Genomic DNA, 16,432 nt, shown 5'->3' on the forward strand with positions numbered 1-16,432 from the left:
GTGGGTGAGGTGCTCACGACACTTCGACCAGATCCCGGCGCAGGCCGGAATTGAGCTACAACGACAGCCTGGTGGCAGCCACGCGGCAGGCCGATACGGCGATGTACGCCGCGAAGAACACCCGGCGCGGCTGCGGCATCCGGGCTTCGGCACCCACCGGCTGAGCCTCAGCTACGCCCCTCCAGCAAGTCACGTGAGCGCAGCGCCAGCCAGAGCTGCGCGATGTCGGCGGTATCGGACAGCTGAGCGCCGGTGAGTTCTTCGACCTTTCGGACCCGGTAGAGCACGGTCTGCCGGTGCACGTTCATCGCTGCGGCGGTGCGCTGCCAGGAACGCTGGTTGTCCAGGAACGCCTCAAGCGTTTCGACCAGCCCGGTGCGGTGCACCGCGTCGTGTTCGACGAGTGGACCCAGCCAGCGCTGCACCAGGGCCCGGGCATCTTCCACCCCGCCTACCCCGGCCCACGGTGTCGCTGAGCCGTAACGCACCACCGAATCCGAGGTTCGTTGCGCGGTACCCAGTGCCCAGGCCGCTTCCCGCGCCGCCTCGGCAGACCGGCCGACGGTTCGCAAGGTCCGGCTGGCCCCGATCTTGGCCGTCGAGCCGAGTGAGGTCGCGATCGCCTCGATCGACCCGTCGCCGCCGGGCACCACGGCGTGCGCGACACCGGCCCGGAACACCGACAGGTGCGCGACACGCCGGCGCCACAGCGCCACATGCAGGTCCCGCAGGCGCTGTCCGTCATCACACACAGCTGAGACGAAGATCGCCTGCGCTGGGTCCAGACCCGTGGAGACCATCAGGCGACGGGTGGCCCGATCGTCCGCGCGGCCGTCGATGAGCTGCGCGGTGAGTTCCGCGCCGGAGCGTCGGGTGTGTTCCAGGGCCAGACGTGTCTGGGACAGTTCGAGCGCCACCACGGTCGCGGCGTGCTGCATCAGCACGCCGTCGAGCGCTGCATTGCCGTGCCGGACGGTGGCCAGCACCGCGTCGTCATGAGTCGGCACTTCACCGACCAAGACCTCGGTGCCGTCTGCGGTGACTATCGACCGTGACCCGGCAGCCAAGGTGCCGAGCGACGCGGTGCACACCGCCTGGGCTACTGCGGCGTCCGGGTGCGGCCCGTCCGGGTGGTAGGCCAGTCCGGTGACCCGATCGCAGACGAATACCGGACAGCGCAGTTCCTTGGTCAGTGCCTCCGCGATCCGAGATCGCTCGATGCCTGCAGATGTGGTGCGCCGCAACGTGTCATAGATCCGGGCGGTACGCATCAACCGCTGCGACTGCTCGAGCAGGGTGGCTTCGGCGATGGTCCGGGCGATCGCCACGAACGGCATCGGATACCGGATCCACAGCACGGGAAAGTGCAATCGCTCGCTGGCCCGGGTGAATCGCTGGGTGAGCTCTGGGCAGTACATCTGCTCGCCGATGGCCAGGGCGCTGGTTCCGACGCGTTGCAGTTCCTCCAGCAGTTGTTCCTGTTCGGCCGCACCGGCGGGAAACGACATGCCGTTGGTCATCAGCAGATCGCCCTCGCTGACCCATTCCCACGGTGCCGGCAGGTCTGAGGTGTGAGTCCAGGTCACCTGCCGGTCCAGTCCGGACTTGCCTGAGTGCAGCCGCAGCTGCAGGTGCGGGGCGTCCAGTAGTTCTCGGACCGTGATGCTCACCGTCCAACGGTATCGCTCGATGCGATCACGCGACTGGGATCACCGGACACTTTCCGCGGCGAGTGCAGGCTGCACGTCGCCTGCGGTGCGCGCCCGCCACAGCTTGATCAGACCGAAGTAGATGAAGAACGTCCCAACCGTGCCTACGATCCACGCCGTGTCGATGCCGCCGATCTTGTTGGCCACCGCGCCCGTATAGAAAGCCGTTGACATGAAAGGGATTTGGATCACGAAGCCGAGGAAGTAGCTCAGTACAGCCGGGACATTGAAGGCGCCGTAGCCACTCTTCGGGTCACTGAACGAGGACGGGTCGTAGTGGCCCTTCTTCACCACGTAGTAGTCGATCAGGTTGACGATGCTCCACGGGATCAGCAGGTAGATCAGGACGTTGATGAAGTTGGAGTACTCCACGAGGAAGTCGTCCGAGAATCCGATGGCGGCGACGAACACCACCACCGCAATCACCATCGCCGTGATGTTCCTGGCCGAAGACTTCGGCGACCACTTCAATTTGAAGGCCTGGATACAGGTCAGTGTGCACAGCGATGATCCGTACATGTTGATCACGCCGGCGTCGATCGCACCGAAGAAGAACACCAGCATCACGAACACGAACAGCGGGCCGGGCATGATGCGCGACAAACTGGCCAGCGAGGCATCGGCGCCCAGGCCCGCCACGAGAAGCGCACCGACGATCATCGCGCCGACGGCCCCGAGCAGCGTGCCAAAATACGTGTACCAGAAGGCCGAGCGGGGGGTGGTGGAGCTCGGCAGATAGCGGGAGTAATCCGAAACATACGGCGCATACGACAGCTGCCAGATGCCGGCTACCGATGCCATACCCAGGAAGCCGATCCAGTTGAAGGAGCCGCCGCCACCGCTACCGCCGGCGCCGCCGTGGGCCGCGGAGACTGCGGTATAGCCGAGGGTGAGCACCAGCGCCAGACCCGAGAGCCAGACCATCACCCGGTTCATCCGGAGGATGAGCTGGTATCCGACCACGACGGTGGCCAGCGTGAGAAGAGTGCTGAACGCCAGCGCCACAACGGTATTCAGCGAAGGGAAGACGGCGACCAAAGTCTGCTGCGCCAATACCATCAGGGATACGATCCAGCCGACGTAAGCAAGTATCACGACGACGATCACCAGTAGTGAGCCGTACATCCCGAACTGCGCACGCGCCTGGATCATCTGCGGTACCCCAAGGCCCGACCCCTGCACCGAGTGCAGCGCCATGAACACCGCGCCCACGACGCTACCGACAACGATGGCGATGACCGTGGAGGTGACGTCCAATTTATAGATCGTCGGACCGAGCAGACCGGTCACCACAGCTAGCGGGATGATCTGGACCGTGAACCAGAAGGAGAAGAGATGTCGGACCTTTCCGGTGCGCTGCGATTCCGGCACCGGTTGAATAGTCAGATACTCGACCCTAGAGCCACTGTCATGCGACATGGGACACGTCCTTTTACGTTGGTGTGGCGATGATTTCAGATGATTTGGTGCACATCGGCGGAGTCAGCGGATGGCGAAGCCGCGGTCGACGACGTTTTCCAGCAGGTCCAGGTAGTCGTCCAGGTCCTCGCGGGCGGCGCGGGGCGCGGCGGCGTACGGCATCGCGGTTTTCACTGCAGGACTGAGGAAATAGGCCCCCGCGGCCAGGACTGTGAGCGCTTCGAACTGCTCGGGCGCACCGACCACGAGATTGTCCAGTGCGGCTTCGGGTTCCTTGCCCGCACTGGCGTCCAGTGCCGCGGTGAGGTCGTCGACGAGGTCGGGCCGATAGCCCAAAACCTGGTCGAGCAGCCGGCCGGAGACCTCCGCCGTGGTGGCCGAAGGCATGGAATCGCTTGCCGGAATCAAGGTTTCGGCCAGGGCGGCGAACACGCTTCGCTGTTCGGTGGTGAGCATCGTGTCCTCAGAACGCAGTCGGGATGCTGGAACGGGTTTCGGCCAGATGCCGCATGGACCGCAGTGCGACGGCCATGATCGTGGCGGTGGGATTCATGCCGGTCGAGGTGACCATGGTGCTGCCGTCCACGATGAACAGATTCGGGATGTCATGTGTACGGCACCATTCGTCGACGACGGAGGTGGCCGGGTCGGTGCCCATCTTCGTGGTGCCGAGCAGATGCCATGCGCTGTGCCGGACCACCGGAACCGGATGTACCGCAACGGCTCCCGCGGCCTGGTGGGCCTCGACGGCCCGCGCGACGTTGAAGTCGAGCATCCGCCGGCAGTTCTCGCCGATCGTGTAGTGGATCTTGGCAGCGGGGATCCCGTCGGAATCGGTGACGTTGGGATCCAGTGTCACGGTGTTGGATTCATCAGGCAGGTCTTCGGTGGTGATGCCCCACTCGGTATAGCGGCCGAACGTCTGTTTCAGCCGCGGATGGAAGTTGGCGCCGAAGCCGTCGCGCCAGTTGTCGCCGGGCTCCCACAGGGTCTGGGCCAGCGGGCCTCCGGTCGGCATAAGGTTCCACTTCGCACCGCGGACGAATCCTCGGTCGGTGTCGGTCTCGTAGAACTGCAGTGACTGCAGCGCCTGACCGGCCGGACCGAGCCAGGTCTCCATCTCGTCGTCGTAGGCACCGTAGACCGAGGCATAGGGGTGGGTCATCAGCCGCTTGCCGACCAGTCCGGACGAGTTGGCCAGGCCGCCTTCGGCAGAGTTCAGCAGGAGCCGGGGCGTTCCGATTCCGTTGGCCGCCAACACCGTTACCCGGGCTGACTGATGCTGCAACGTGCCGTTGCGGTCGATGTATTCGGCGCCGGTGACCAGGCCACGCGCGTTCGTGGTGAGCCGGCTGACCCGGGCCCCGGTCACCAACCGCACCCCGAGCTTGATCGCGTCACGCCAGTGCGTGATGTCGGTGCTGGCCTTGGCACCTACCGGGCAACCGGATTCGCACGCGCCGTAACGCTGACACGCTTCCTGGTTCTTGTACTTGCGCGAGGCGATGGCGTTCGGGGCGGGCCACCAGTGCCAGCCCAGCTTGTCCATGCCTTTGGCCGCCACCAGGCCGTACTTACCGATCGGCAACGGCGGCAGCGGGAAGGTGTGCGGATCGGGATAGGCCGGGTCGCCTTCCAGTCCCGAGGCGCCGATGTGGTGGGTGATCTCGTCGTAGAACGGCCGCAGATCCTCGTAGGTGAACGGCCAGTCCTCGGCGACCCCGTCGAGCGTCTTCACCCGGAAGTCCGATGGCATGGCACGCACCCAGTGGCCGGAGAACATGATGGTGCTGCCGCCGACGCCATTGAACATCAACGGCTCGACCGGACTCTCGGTGCTGTCGATCGGGTAGTCCGCTTCGTTCTGCCGGACGTTCGGGCTGGCGTTCCATTGCTTGAGCCGGGTCAGCTCCCACTCCGGCTTACCGGCGGTGAAATCGTCGGGCAGGTTCCAGCCGCCCTGTTCCAGGCACACGACCTTCAGTCCATGACCGGCGAGTTCGAGCGCGGCTACCCCACCCGATGCTCCGGCGCCCACGATGAGCACATCGAATTCATCACTACTGCCGTCATGTGGCGCGTTCACCAGTTCGCACTCCTGGTCAGGTCGGGGCGGGTGCCGCCTCGGGCTGGAGACTTGCGATCAATGATGCGTGCGTCACACTCGAGACGGCGAGTGCTGTTCTGCACAAATTGGTGAACCCCCCTTGTGCATCTGAATAAATCCGCCGACGGGGCGCTATCGACTCACGTTTCGGATCCGACGGGCGGTGAGGGCGACGGCCAAGGTGGTCAGCTGCTTGGGGTCATCCAGATCGGCGTCGAGCAACCGGTTGATCTGCCCGAGCCGGTAGTACAGCGACTGGCGGCGAATATGCAGCCGTTGCGCAGCCTCGGCCTTATGCCCAGCGCACGCCACCAGCGCCTCCACCGTCCGCACCAGCTGCCCGCCCCGGGCCTCGTCGGCCCGCTCCAGGGCACCGAGCTGGTCGTCGATGAACTGCCTCAGCGCGTCATGGTCGCCGTGCATCGCCAGCAATCGGTCCAAGGCCAGCTCGCGCACCGAGACGACCGAACCGGCGTCCTCGTCCGCACGGGGCAGTCGCAAAACGTCCAGGGTTTCAGCCATCGCACGCGGCAGCTCCGCAATATCCTCGACCACGCGACCCACTGTGGCGCACAACATGTTTCGGTGTGGGACGGTGCCCTTCAGCGCTTCAATCACCGTGCTGAACAGGTTCGAACCGGCCGGCGTCGCCGGCGCGACCAACAACCCACACAGCACGCCGTCGATCAGGCTGACGATCCCTTGCCCCACCGCACCGATCACCGCGTCGGCGACCTGCGCTGCCGAGTCGACGCGGGTTGGATCCACACAGATGCACACGTACTGGTGACGTGTGGTGGCCAAGCCGGCGGCTCGCAGCCGCGATTCGAGGACCGCGCGGTCGGTGGGCCGGTTCGCCATCAGGTATTCCAACACCAGATGCTGCGCCCGCAAGGCGCCGGCGATCGCGGTACGTTCCCGGATGAGGCACAGGCCCAGCACGATCGGCGCCCGGTCGAGCACCGCTTCGCACAGCACGGGGGCCGGCCCTACCGGACCGATCGCTAGCCGGCCCCACACAGTGCCGTCGACCAGCACCGGGGCTTCCGCGAAATCACTGGTGGGCGTGCCTGATTCAACAGCGATTCGACCTGCGTAGTCGCTGACCCGGGCCCAGGTGCCCAGGATGATGGCCACCTGATCGACCAGCTCGGTCAACGATGCGCCGCGAGCCAATGATTCGGACAGCGTGCGTGAGGTCTCGTCGGCATGCCGTAACCGCACCACCGACTGATTGATCAGCTCACTGTTCACGGCCTCGGCAACCTCGGTGAACCGCAGCGCGGGGGCCAGTTCGACGACCGGAAATGACAGCAGCTGCGCCTCCTGCACGAGCTCGTCCGGGATCCGACCGAAGGTCCGGCCCACTTCGAAGAACAACCCGGCGACGCCTCGCTCGGAGAGCTGACGGACGTATCGCCTGCGGGCGTTGTCGTCCACCCCGACCAGCCCGACACCATTGGTCAACAACACCTCATCGCCGCGTAGCAGCGCCGCGATGTCATACAAGTCGGTTGAATGCACCCACCGCACCACATGGTCGAGATTCGTTGCCCCACTGAGGACCTTGGGGCTCGCGGCCTGCAGCGACGGGTGCGCAAGGACATCGGCGACGGTAAGTGCCATACGACAGTATGGCCCAGATACAGCACCAAATGTATGACAATACGTCCGTTGCTCCCATCCGGACTACAAGCGCATCCTGAGATGGCTCCTCTGGGTTTAAGGAAACACATGACAACACTGGTGACCGGCGGCCGCGGATTCGTCGGCCGGCATCTCGTCGAACAACTGCTGGCCGCCGGTGAGCCGGTGATCACCTATAACCGCGACTACTCGGTCGATCCACGGCCCGGGGTGACCCCGGTACTGGGTGAGCTCTTCGACCTCCCCCGACTCACCGACACCCTGCGGACCCACAATGTGGGCCGCATCATCCACACCGCCGGCCAGAGCCATCCGGCGTTGTCCATCGAACTGCCGGTCACCACGTTCGCCGCCAATGCCGACAGCACCCTGGCGGTATACGAGGCGGCCAGGATGTCGGACGTGCGGCGCATCGTGTTCTTCTCGTCCGAATGTGCACTGGGCAACATCCAAGCTCCCGGACCGATCACCGAGGAGATCAAACCCGAACCGACGACGGTGTACGGGGTGACCAAGGTCGCCGGCGAATTGCTTGGCAGCGTGTACAACTCGCTCTACGGAATGGAAGTGGTATCGCTGCGTATCACCGAGGTCTACGGGCCCGGGCTATGGATGCCGAGCCTGCTCGGCGACATGATCCGGGCGGGCCTGCGTGGCGAGAAGTTCACCCTGCCGTCCGGTGGGGATCACGGGTTTCAGCTCGTCTACGTCGACGACGTCGCGACTGCCGCCCGGTTGGCATCCACCACCGACACACTGACCCAACAGGCGTATTTCGTCTCGGGCGGCTCCCGGGCGACGGTGTTCGAGACCGCCGACCTACTGCGAAAATTCCTGCCGGACGCACAGTTTGAGATCGGCCCCGGGTTCCTGCCGGACTGGGACCGACAGGTGCAGTTCGATCTGACCAACTCGACGCGCGATCTGGGGTATGTGCCGGCCTGGTCGTTGGAGGATGGCCTGGCGGCGCAGATCGACTGGATCCGCTCAACCGAAGCTTCCTGAAAGGTACTGCACATGGGCGAAATGACCGGCCGCATCGCGTTGGTCACCGGGGCATCGTCGGGCATCGGCCTGGCCACCGCCGAGGTGCTGGCCCGCGAGGGTGCCGACGTCGCACTGTTGGCCCGCCCCGAGGACGACCTCGCCGAGGCCGTGCGCGCGGTGCAGGCCCACGGCCGCAAGGCGATTGCGTTCAGCGCCGATGTTCGTGATCCGGTAGCGGTGCGCGCAGTTTTCGAGCAGGCCGAAGCCGAGCTCGGTCCACTGGATGCGGTGCACAACAACGCCGGCATCTCCGCCGTCGGACCGCTGGTCGACACCTCCGACGACACCTTCCGAGCCCTGGTCGACATCAATCTGGCCGGGTCGTTCTACGTGTTGCGCGAGGCCGCCCGGGTGATGCAGCCGCGACGGGCCGGTGCCATCGTCAACACCGGTTCCGAACTCGCGCTCATAGGCCAGCCGGGCTACGTCGCTTACACCGCCACCAAGGGCGCCATCGTCGCGATGACCCGCAGTGCCGCAGCCGAACTCGTGTCGTGGGGCATCCGGGTGAACTCGGTGTGTCCCGGCACGACCCGAACTCCGTTACTCATGGTCGAGTTCGAGGACAGCCCCGACCCCGACGCCGAGATCGCCGAAATCTCATCCAGCGTCGCTGCGGGACGTTTCGGCGAGCCACAGGAGATCGCCGAAGCCGTCGTCTTCCTGCTGTCCGATCGGGCCAGTTACATGGTCGGCACTCAGATGGTCGTCGACGGTGGACGGTCGACCTGCATACCTGCCGGCAACATCGGCGTCTCCCACCATGACTGACCTACAAGGAGTTTCGATATGACCGAGCAGAAACCGTCCCGGCTGTATCGGGAGATGACCTGGCCGGAGATCGCAGAGGCCGCCCGCGCCGACATCCCGGTCGCCATCCCGATCGGGTCCACCGAACAGCACGGCCACCATCTGCCGGTCTGCACCGACTGGCTCATCCCCGAGAAGCTGCTGGAGGCGGCCAGCCACCGGACCGACCTCGTCGTAGGCCAGTTCGTCCCGTTTGGTTATCGAAGCCGGCCGGCCAGCGGTGGCGGACAACATATCCCGGGCACCTTGTCGCTGCGGGCCACCACCTACATCGCACTGCTCGAGGATGTCCTCAGCGAGCTGAAGCGGGCCGGGTTCCGCAACATCGTGCTGTACAACTGGCATTACGAGAACAGCGGCTTCATCTACGAGCCGGCGTTCCTGATCTCAGAGAAGCACCCGGAGCTCAAGATCCTGGTCATGGAGGACGTGAACCCCGACTTCACCCCTGACCGCCAGCAGGCCATCTGGCCCGACGGATTCCCCGGTCTGGCCTTGGAACACGCAGCAGTGATCGAGACCTCACTGCTGCTCCACCATGCGCCGCACCTGGTGCGGACCGCGCACATCGCGGCCGATGCTCCCGAGCGCGTGGTCAATCACGATGTGCTGCCGATAGATACCCGGATGTCCACAGCTACCGGCACGCTGTCCTCCCCCGAGGCGGCCAGCGCGGAGAAGGGCGAGATGCTCACCGAGTGGATGGTCGATCGCCTCGTTTCCATCCTCGACGAGGAGTTCGCCGGCCGCCGCGGTACAGCCTAGGAGCACGTCCACAACGCCGAGCATTGCTGCCGAATAGTGACCGCGATCCTCGGCGTACAGAGTTATCCACAGATCGAAGACTGGGGTCTGGTGGGCATCGCGCCGGCAAGCTCTCGATGCCGGGCTGCAGCCCCATCAGATTCGACGGATGCTCAGGCGCAATGAATGGGCGCGGGTCCGCCACGGCGTATATGTCGACCACACCGGACCGCTGCCGTGGTTGCAACGGGCCTGGGTTGCAGTACTTTACGCGGCGCCGACAGCTCTGTGCTTTGAGTCGGCCTTGTCGAACGAAGGCCCGCTGATCCATGTCGCGGTGTCCCGTAACCGGGCCATGCTGGTCGAACCGGACGGTGTGCGTATCCACCACCTCGACCACCTTGACGAGCGGGTGCTCTGGAACGTCGGACCGCCAAGGTTGCGTCGCGAGGAAGCCATTCTTGACATCGCCTCCCGTGCAAAGGGGTTCGACGCCGTCGCGATACTGGCCGACGCCTGTCAATCGCGGCGCACCACCGCGCGCCGTCTACTTCGAGTCCTCGACGCTCGTCGGAGGGTTCGCCGTCGCAGCTGGCTGCGAGCGGTCCTGGTCGACATCGCCGAGGGAACCTGCTCGGTCCTCGAGCACCGGTACCTCAATCGTGTGGAGCGGGCGCATGGGTTACCCCGGGCCGCGCGGCAGACCCGCTCGACCTCCTCGGTCGGCGTGAGCTACCGCGACACCGAATACGGCGAACGACTCGTGGTCGAACTCGACGGGCGCCTGTTTCACGACTCAGCGTCTGCACGGAACAGGGACTTCGAGCGTGATCTCGACGCCGCGGTCGGTGGCCGATCAACCGTCCGACTCAGCTACCACCAGGTGTTCGATCGATCCTGTCAGACTGCCGCCAAAATCGCTCAGGTGTTGCGGCAGCACGGGATAGCCGTAAATAGCCACGCCTGCGGGCGGGATGCGAGTACACCGGAGTGACCGGCGTCTAGCGACAACGCCGAGGATTTCTGCCAGATAGTGACCGCGATCCTCGGCATGACGTCAGCTGTGCAGGTGTAGCGGCGCCCCCGATACCGCCATCAAAGCCTCCCCCAGTGCCTCGTTCTGAGTCGGGTGGGCGTGCACCAGTCGGGCTGCCTCACTGGCCTTGATCTCCAGGTTGTACAGCAGCTGTGCCTCACCGATCAGCTCGCCCACGCGGTCACCGATCATATGTACCCCGACCACCGCACCCGAGGGTGCGACAACGACCTTGACCACGCCGGAGGCCTTGAGAATCTGACTCTTCCCGTTCCCCGCCAGGTCGTAGTTGACGCTGCTGACCCCGTCGCCGAACTCGGCACGAGCGGCAACCTCGGTGAGTCCGACCGACGCAATCTCCGGACGGGAGTAGGTGACGCGCGGTATGCCCGCGTCGGACAGTGGCTCGGGCGTGCCGCCGGCCAGCTGTTCGGCAACAAAGATTCCGTGCTGGAAAGCCCGATGCGCCAACTGAATTCCGGGAACGATATCGCCGACGGCGTATACGCTCGGGACGGTGGTGCGCAACCGGTCGTCGGTGACCACAAAGCCGCGGTCCAGGTTCACCCCGCACTCCTCGAAGCCCATGCCCGCGGTATGTGGTGCGCGGCCGACAGCCACCAGCAGGACGTCGGCCTCCAACGCCTCGCCCGAATCGAGCGTGACGCGCACCGAGTTGTCGTCGGCGATCACCGCATCGACTCGGGCACCCGTCTTGGCGGTGACCTTGCGGCGCCGCAGCAGCCGCTCCAGGTAGGCCGAGATCGCCTCATCCTCGTTGGGCACCAGCCTTGGTAACGCCTCGACGATGGTCACCTTTGCGCCCAACGATGCCCAGAGACTGGCGAACTCGACGCCGATCACGCCACCACCGAGAATGACCGCGCGGTCTGGTATGTGCGCCAACTCCAGGGCCTGGTCGCTGGTGAGGACCCGCGGGCCGACCTCGACGTGCGGCAGCAGCTTGGGCACCGATCCGGTGGCCAGAATGATCGAGTCACCCGTGATGGTCTGATCGCCCACCGTCACGGCGGTCGGTCCGGCCAGTCGGCCCCGGCCTGCGATCACGGTGATGCCGAGTGACTCGATCAGTCCGCTCAGCCCCTTGTGCAAACGGGTGACCACGGTGGTCTTGTAGCCGTTGAGTTTGTCGACGTCGATTCCGTCCAGGGCCGCGTTGACCCCGAACTGGGCGGCCGACCGAACGGTGTCGACCACCTCTGCCGCGTGCAGCAGCGCCTTCGTCGGGATACACCCGCGGTGCAAGCAGGTGCCGCCCAGCCCGGCCTCGTCGACGACCACCACCGATTTTCCCAACTGGGCGGCGCGGATCGCGGCGGCATATCCTCCGGGCCCGCCACCGAGGACGACGAGGTCAGCTGTATTCATGCGGTATCTCCTTGTGTCACTTCAGTTGCCGGGCCTTCGGTCGGCTCAGCACTCCACCACGTTCACCGCGACGTTGATGGCCAGGCCGCCGGTCGAGGTCTCCTTGTACTTGGCACTCATATCCAACCCGGTCAGCCGCATCGTCTCGATCACCTGATCGAGACTGACCCGATGGGTACCGTCGCCGCGCAGAGCCATGCGCGCCGCGTTGATCGCCTTGCCCGCCGAGATGGCGTTGCGCTCGATACATGGGATCTGTACCAGGCCGCCGATCGGATCGCAGGTCAACCCCAGACTGTGTTCCATCGCGATCTCAGCGGCGTTCTCCACTTGTTGCGGTGTGCCACCGAGGATTTCGGCCAGTCCAGCAGCAGCCATCGAGGCTGCTGACCCGACCTCACCCTGGCAGCCCACTTCGGCCCCGGAGATCGACGCCCGCTCCTTGTAGAGCGAGCCGATCGCGCCTGCGGCGAGCAGGAACCGCACCACGGTGTCATCGGGATCGGCCGGTCCGGCCTTGGTGTAATGCAAGGCGTAGTGCAGCACCGCCGGAATGATGCCGGCTGCCCCGTTGGTGGGCGCGGTGACCACTCTGCCGCCGGATGCGTTCTCCTCGTTGACCGCCAAGGCAATCAGGTTCACCCAATCCTCGGCGAACAACGGGTTACGGTCCGGGTCTTCCGCGGCTAGGCGGTCATGCCAGTCCTTCGCCCGGCGCCGCACCCGTAGACCACCCGGCAGGTAGCCGTCACGAGCCAGCCCACTGGCCGCGCACCCCACCATGACCTGATGGATGTGCAGCAGACCCGACCGGACCTCCGCTTCGGAGCGCGACGCACATTCCTGCGCCATCACCACCGAACTTATCGACTTCTCTTGCCGTTCAGCCAGATCCAGCAGCTCCGCAGCCGAATGGAACCCTCCAGGTGCAATCTGTTCGGAGTCCGGCGAGTCGGATTCGGCAATGACGAACCCGCCACCGACCGAGTAGTAGGTCTGCCGCCACACCAGAGTGCCGTCGGCGGCCGTCGCGGTCAGCGTCATGGCATTGGGGTGGCGCTCGAGCACGCACTCCGGATGCAAGTCGATGCCGTCCTCCGTCAAGGCCACCGACACTGTGCCGCACAGCAGAATCCGCCCGTCGGCTCGGATAGCGAACAGTCGCTTCTCCAGAGTCTCGGTCGAAATCGTCTCCGGTGCATAGCCTTCCAGGCCGAGCAGGATCGCCGGCATGGTGCCGTGCCCGGCGCCGGTGGCTGCCAACGATCCGTACAGGTCCACCCCCACGTCAGCGACTCGCTCGACCCCGCGGGCCGCCAGCTCGGCGCTGAATCGGTGCGCCGCCCGCATCGGCCCTACGGTGTGCGAGCTGGATGGCCCGATACCGATGGAGAACAGATCGAAGACGCTGATCGCCATTACATCCCCGGGTAGAGCGGATGACTGTCGGCCAGCCCACGGACCCGTGCGGCCAGCGCGGAGGTGTCGGCGTCGGGCGCCGCGGTGAGTGCCTCCGCGATCAGGTCGGCGACCTCGGCGAACTGCTCGTCACCGAAGCCGCGCGCCGCCAGCGCCGGGGTTCCGATGCGCAGGCCAGAGGTCACCATGGGCGGGCGCGGGTCGAACGGAACAGCGTTGCGGTTCACCGTGATTCCGATGGCATCCAACCGGTCCTCGGCTTGCTGACCGTCGATCGCGGCGTCGCGCAGATCGACCAGCACCAGGTGTACATCGCTACCGCCGGTGAGCACCGTGATGCCGGCATCCTTGGCGTCGGACCGCCCGAGCCGGTCGGCCAGGATGCGCGCGCCGCGCAGGCAACGCTGTTGGCGTTCGACGAATTCCGGCTCTGCTGCCATCTTGAATCCAACGGCCTTGGCCGCGATGACGTGCTCCAGCGGCCCGCCCTGTTGCCCGGGGAACACCGCCGAGTTGATCTTCTTCGCGATGTCGGCGTCGTTGGTCAGAATCACACCGCCGCGGGGGCCACCGAGAGTCTTGTGCGTCGTGGAGGTCACCACGTGAGCGTGTGGCACGGGCGAAGGGTGCAGACCGGCGGCAACCAGTCCGGCGAAGTGCGCCATGTCGACCATCAGGTAGGCGCCGACCTCGTCGGCGATCTGCCGGAACCGGGCGAAGTCCAGATGACGGGGATACGCCGACCAGCCGGCGATGATCAGCTTCGGCCGGTGCTCGCGGGCGGCCTCCGCGACCTGATCCATGTCGATCAGGTAATCCTCTTTGGAAACCCCATATGCGGCAACGTTGTACAGCTTGCCGGAGAAGTTGATCCGCATGCCATGGGTCAGGTGCCCACCGCAGTCGAGGGACAGTCCCAGGATGGTATCGCCCGGCTTGATCAAGGCATGCATCACCGCCGCATTGGCCTGCGCACCCGAATGTGGCTGCACGTTGGCGAATTCCGCGCCGAACAGTGCTTTGACCCGGTCGATGGCCAGCCGTTCGATGACGTCGACGTGCTCGCAGCCGCCGTAGTAGCGTCGGCCCGGATAACCCTCGGCGTACTTGTTGGTCAGCACCGAGCCCTGCGCCTGCATGACGGCCCACGGCGCGTGGTTCTCCGAGGCGATCATCTCCAAACCTGTTCGCTGCCGGTCGAGTTCGGCTGCGATCGCCGCTGCGACTTCCGGGTCGTAGTCGGTCAGTTGGTGGTCCAAGACGCTCATGAGGCCTCCTCGTTGAGTTCCGCGTACTGCTCGGCGGTCAGCAGGTTGCCAGCAGCGGTGGCCTGCACCTCGAACAACCAGCCGTCTCCGTAGGGGTCGGCGGTGATGACGCTCGGGTCGTCGACGGCGGCCTGGTTCAGTGCGGTGACCGCTCCGCTGACCGGCGGATACAGCTCGGACACCGTCTTGGTGGATTCCACCTCACCGCAGGTCTCACCCGCCACGATCGTGCTACCGATTTCCGGCAGATCGACATAGACCAGCTCGCCCAGCGCAGCTGCCGCGACCGAGGTGATACCCACCCGCACCGGCGCGTCGGGCAGTTCTGCTCCGGGCAGCAGCGAAACCCATTCGTGCTCCTCGGTGTAACCGCGGTCGTTCGGGATACCGCCTGAAGCCATGATTTGGTCTCCTCCAAAAATGTTGTCGGGATACGGAAATGGCCTAGATGTTCGCCGCTCGGCGGTAGAACTGCGATGCAGTGACGGCGAAAGACTCCCGGGTGCCACGGACATCGACGGTCAGCTCGGTGCCCGGCCCAGCGTGCGCGATGTCGACGTACGCCAAGGCGATCGGGTACCCGAGGGTCGGCGACAACACGCCCGAGGTCACGACGCCGACCTCGGTGTCGCCGACGTACACCGGGTATCCGGCGCGGGCCGCGCGGCGCCCGCCTCCCTTGATCCCGACCAGCTTGCGTAGTACGGGCTGAGATGAAAGTTCTTGCAGCGCATCGCGTCCGACGAAGTCCTTGCCGAGCCGCACCACCTTGCCCAGGCCGGCCTGATACGGGTCGGTGTCGATGGTCAGCTCGTGACCATAGAGCGCCATGCCGGCCTCCAGGCGCAGCGTGTCGCGGCAGGCCAATCCGGCAGGCACACCGCCGGCGCCCGTGGTGCCGGCCAACAGCGCCCGCCACAACTCGACCGCCTGCCCATTCGGCACGTACAGCTCGAATCCGTCCTCGCCGGTGTAACCGGTGCGCGCCAGCAGCACATCGATGCCGGCCACCTGCGCGGGCATCACCGCGTAGTACTTGAGCGCCACCACCTCGGGCCGCTGCTCGTCGGGCATCAACGCGGTGAGGATGGTCTCGGCGGCCGGACCCTGCACCGCGATCAGTGCGGTCTGCGCCGATTGGTCGATGACCTGGGCATCGAATGCCGCTGCACGACTGAATAGTTCACTCGCGACCGTCGGGGCGTTCGCCGCATTGGCGACCACCAGGAAATCATCGTCGGCGAGTCGGTAGACCACCAGATCGTCGATCACCCCACCCGCGGTGTTGCAGATCAATGAGTACTTGGCCTTACCGACCGCGATCTGCGACAGCTCGCCGACCAGTGCGAAGTCGAGGACGGCGCCGGCCTGCGGTCCGGTGATCCGGATCTCGCCCATGTGGGACAGGTCGAACAGCCCGGCACTGCCGCGAACCGCCCGGTGTTCGGCAAGTTCGCTGCCGTATTTGAGCGGCATCTGCCACCCCGCGAAATCGGTGAACTTGGCGCCCAGCGTCCGATGTTCTTCCAGCAGCGGCGATTCCGCGATAGCTGCGGCATTGCCAAGAGCGTGTGACATGAGGCGACTCCAGTTCCGGGTGCCGGACTACCCCGGCACGCATGCGGTGCTGACACCTCCCCGCTCTGTCCTTCAACCTGAGAGTTTGGGCGCGAAGTGCGCTGTTCACCTTCGGTAAGCGCACGACGGCGCTGTTCTCCAGAGTTGCCTCGACGCTGCGGTGTTGGGCCTGAGAGATTCCCGGGGAGGAGTTGCTCCTACGGCGCCTCCGAAGTGGAGGTTCTCCCGCTGCGTATCAACGGCGTATTCAGTTGTGTCC

The 16,432-nt window shown here is 65.5% G+C and carries 14 protein-coding genes and 1 riboswitch; of the genes, 4 read left to right on the plus strand and 10 right to left on the minus strand.

The features are described 5' to 3' along the window. Positions 1–167: 167 nt before the first annotated feature. From ABIA30_RS05630 to ABIA30_RS05650, 5 genes are all read right to left on the minus strand, one after another. Positions 168–1,670: a PucR family transcriptional regulator gene (locus tag ABIA30_RS05630; RefSeq protein WP_370062857.1), complete on the minus strand. Its 1,503-nt coding sequence runs from the start codon at positions 1,668–1,670 to the stop codon at positions 168–170. Between the two features lie 39 nt (positions 1,671–1,709). Further along, the gene (locus ABIA30_RS05635; protein WP_370062859.1) at positions 1,710–3,080 is read right to left on the minus strand and encodes a cytosine permease; all 1,371 of its coding nucleotides are present in this window, start codon (positions 3,078–3,080) and stop codon (positions 1,710–1,712) included. Positions 3,081–3,191: 111 nt separating this feature from the next. Next, on the minus strand, positions 3,192–3,584 hold the full coding sequence (locus tag ABIA30_RS05640) for a hypothetical protein (protein WP_370062861.1): 393 nt from the start codon (positions 3,582–3,584) through the stop codon (positions 3,192–3,194). A 7-nt stretch (positions 3,585–3,591) separates the two neighbouring features. Further along, positions 3,592–5,214, minus strand: coding sequence for a GMC family oxidoreductase (locus ABIA30_RS05645; RefSeq protein WP_370062863.1), 1,623 nt, complete (start codon positions 5,212–5,214; stop codon positions 3,592–3,594). Between the two features lie 153 nt (positions 5,215–5,367). Beyond that, on the minus strand, positions 5,368–6,861 hold the full coding sequence (locus tag ABIA30_RS05650) for a PucR family transcriptional regulator (RefSeq protein WP_370062865.1): 1,494 nt from the start codon (positions 6,859–6,861) through the stop codon (positions 5,368–5,370). 108 nt (positions 6,862–6,969) lie between these two features. Between ABIA30_RS05650 and ABIA30_RS05655 the strand changes: the two genes are divergently transcribed. The 4 genes from ABIA30_RS05655 (at position 6,970) to ABIA30_RS05670 (ending at position 10,477) form a co-directional block, all read left to right on the plus strand. Then, positions 6,970–7,887, plus strand: a complete 918-nt coding sequence (locus ABIA30_RS05655) for an NAD-dependent epimerase/dehydratase family protein (RefSeq protein ID WP_370062867.1) — start codon at positions 6,970–6,972, stop codon at positions 7,885–7,887. A 12-nt stretch (positions 7,888–7,899) separates the two neighbouring features. Beyond that, entirely contained in the window at positions 7,900–8,700 is an 801-nt protein-coding gene (locus ABIA30_RS05660) for an SDR family NAD(P)-dependent oxidoreductase (protein ID WP_370062869.1), read from the plus strand. An 18-nt stretch (positions 8,701–8,718) separates the two neighbouring features. After that, a complete protein-coding gene (locus tag ABIA30_RS05665) occupies positions 8,719–9,504 on the plus strand; it encodes a creatininase (protein ID WP_370062871.1) in 786 nt (261 codons plus the stop codon). Between the two features lie 64 nt (positions 9,505–9,568). Then, a complete protein-coding gene (locus ABIA30_RS05670; RefSeq protein ID WP_370063368.1) occupies positions 9,569–10,477 on the plus strand; it encodes a type IV toxin-antitoxin system AbiEi family antitoxin domain-containing protein in 909 nt (302 codons plus the stop codon). A 63-nt stretch (positions 10,478–10,540) separates the two neighbouring features. Here the strand turns inward: ABIA30_RS05670 and lpdA are convergent, their stop codons facing one another. Genes lpdA through gcvT form a run of 5 tightly spaced genes read right to left on the minus strand, consistent with a single transcriptional unit; the run spans position 10,541 to position 16,173 of the window. After that, a complete protein-coding gene (lpdA, locus tag ABIA30_RS05675) occupies positions 10,541–11,908 on the minus strand; it encodes a dihydrolipoyl dehydrogenase (RefSeq protein WP_370062873.1) in 1,368 nt (455 codons plus the stop codon). Positions 11,909–11,953: 45 nt separating this feature from the next. Further along, entirely contained in the window at positions 11,954–13,327 is a 1,374-nt protein-coding gene (locus tag ABIA30_RS05680) for an L-serine ammonia-lyase (protein WP_370062875.1), read from the minus strand. Further along, a complete protein-coding gene (gene glyA, locus ABIA30_RS05685) occupies positions 13,327–14,595 on the minus strand; it encodes a serine hydroxymethyltransferase (protein WP_370062877.1) in 1,269 nt (422 codons plus the stop codon). The genes ABIA30_RS05680 and glyA overlap by 1 nt, the downstream gene beginning before the upstream one ends. After that, entirely contained in the window at positions 14,592–14,996 is a 405-nt protein-coding gene (gcvH, locus tag ABIA30_RS05690; RefSeq protein WP_370062879.1) for a glycine cleavage system protein GcvH, read from the minus strand. Before gcvH ends, glyA begins: the two co-directional genes overlap by 4 nt. 43 nt (positions 14,997–15,039) lie before the next feature. Next, positions 15,040–16,173, minus strand: coding sequence for a glycine cleavage system aminomethyltransferase GcvT (gcvT, locus tag ABIA30_RS05695; RefSeq protein ID WP_370062881.1), 1,134 nt, complete (start codon positions 16,171–16,173; stop codon positions 15,040–15,042). A 148-nt stretch (positions 16,174–16,321) separates the two neighbouring features. Beyond that, a riboswitch (glycine riboswitch) is annotated at positions 16,322–16,411 on the minus strand. Positions 16,412–16,432: the final 21 nt, after the last annotated feature.

This window comes from Mycobacterium sp. MAA66, from assembly GCF_041261665.1.
Taxonomy (GTDB): Bacteria; Actinomycetota; Actinomycetes; order Mycobacteriales; family Mycobacteriaceae; genus Mycobacterium.

What these genes read in the sequence shown, in the direction of transcription:
- gcvH (WP_370062879.1), bottom strand. Translation starts at nt 14,996, where the DNA reads ATGGCTTCAGGCGGTATCCCGAACGACCGCGGTTACACCGAGGAGCAC.
- glyA (WP_370062877.1), bottom strand. Translation starts at nt 14,595, where the DNA reads ATGAGCGTCTTGGACCACCAACTGACCGACTACGACCCGGAAGTCGCA.
- ABIA30_RS05665 (WP_370062871.1), top strand. Translation starts at nt 8,719, where the DNA reads ATGACCGAGCAGAAACCGTCCCGGCTGTATCGGGAGATGACCTGGCCG.
- ABIA30_RS05640 (WP_370062861.1), bottom strand. Translation starts at nt 3,584, where the DNA reads ATGCTCACCACCGAACAGCGAAGCGTGTTCGCCGCCCTGGCCGAAACC.
- ABIA30_RS05655 (WP_370062867.1), top strand. Translation starts at nt 6,970, where the DNA reads ATGACAACACTGGTGACCGGCGGCCGCGGATTCGTCGGCCGGCATCTC.
- lpdA (WP_370062873.1), bottom strand. Translation starts at nt 11,908, where the DNA reads ATGAATACAGCTGACCTCGTCGTCCTCGGTGGCGGGCCCGGAGGATAT.
- ABIA30_RS05660 (WP_370062869.1), top strand. Translation starts at nt 7,900, where the DNA reads ATGGGCGAAATGACCGGCCGCATCGCGTTGGTCACCGGGGCATCGTCG.
- ABIA30_RS05650 (WP_370062865.1), bottom strand. Translation starts at nt 6,861, where the DNA reads ATGGCACTTACCGTCGCCGATGTCCTTGCGCACCCGTCGCTGCAGGCC.
- ABIA30_RS05680 (WP_370062875.1), bottom strand. Translation starts at nt 13,327, where the DNA reads ATGGCGATCAGCGTCTTCGATCTGTTCTCCATCGGTATCGGGCCATCC.
- gcvT (WP_370062881.1), bottom strand. Translation starts at nt 16,173, where the DNA reads ATGTCACACGCTCTTGGCAATGCCGCAGCTATCGCGGAATCGCCGCTG.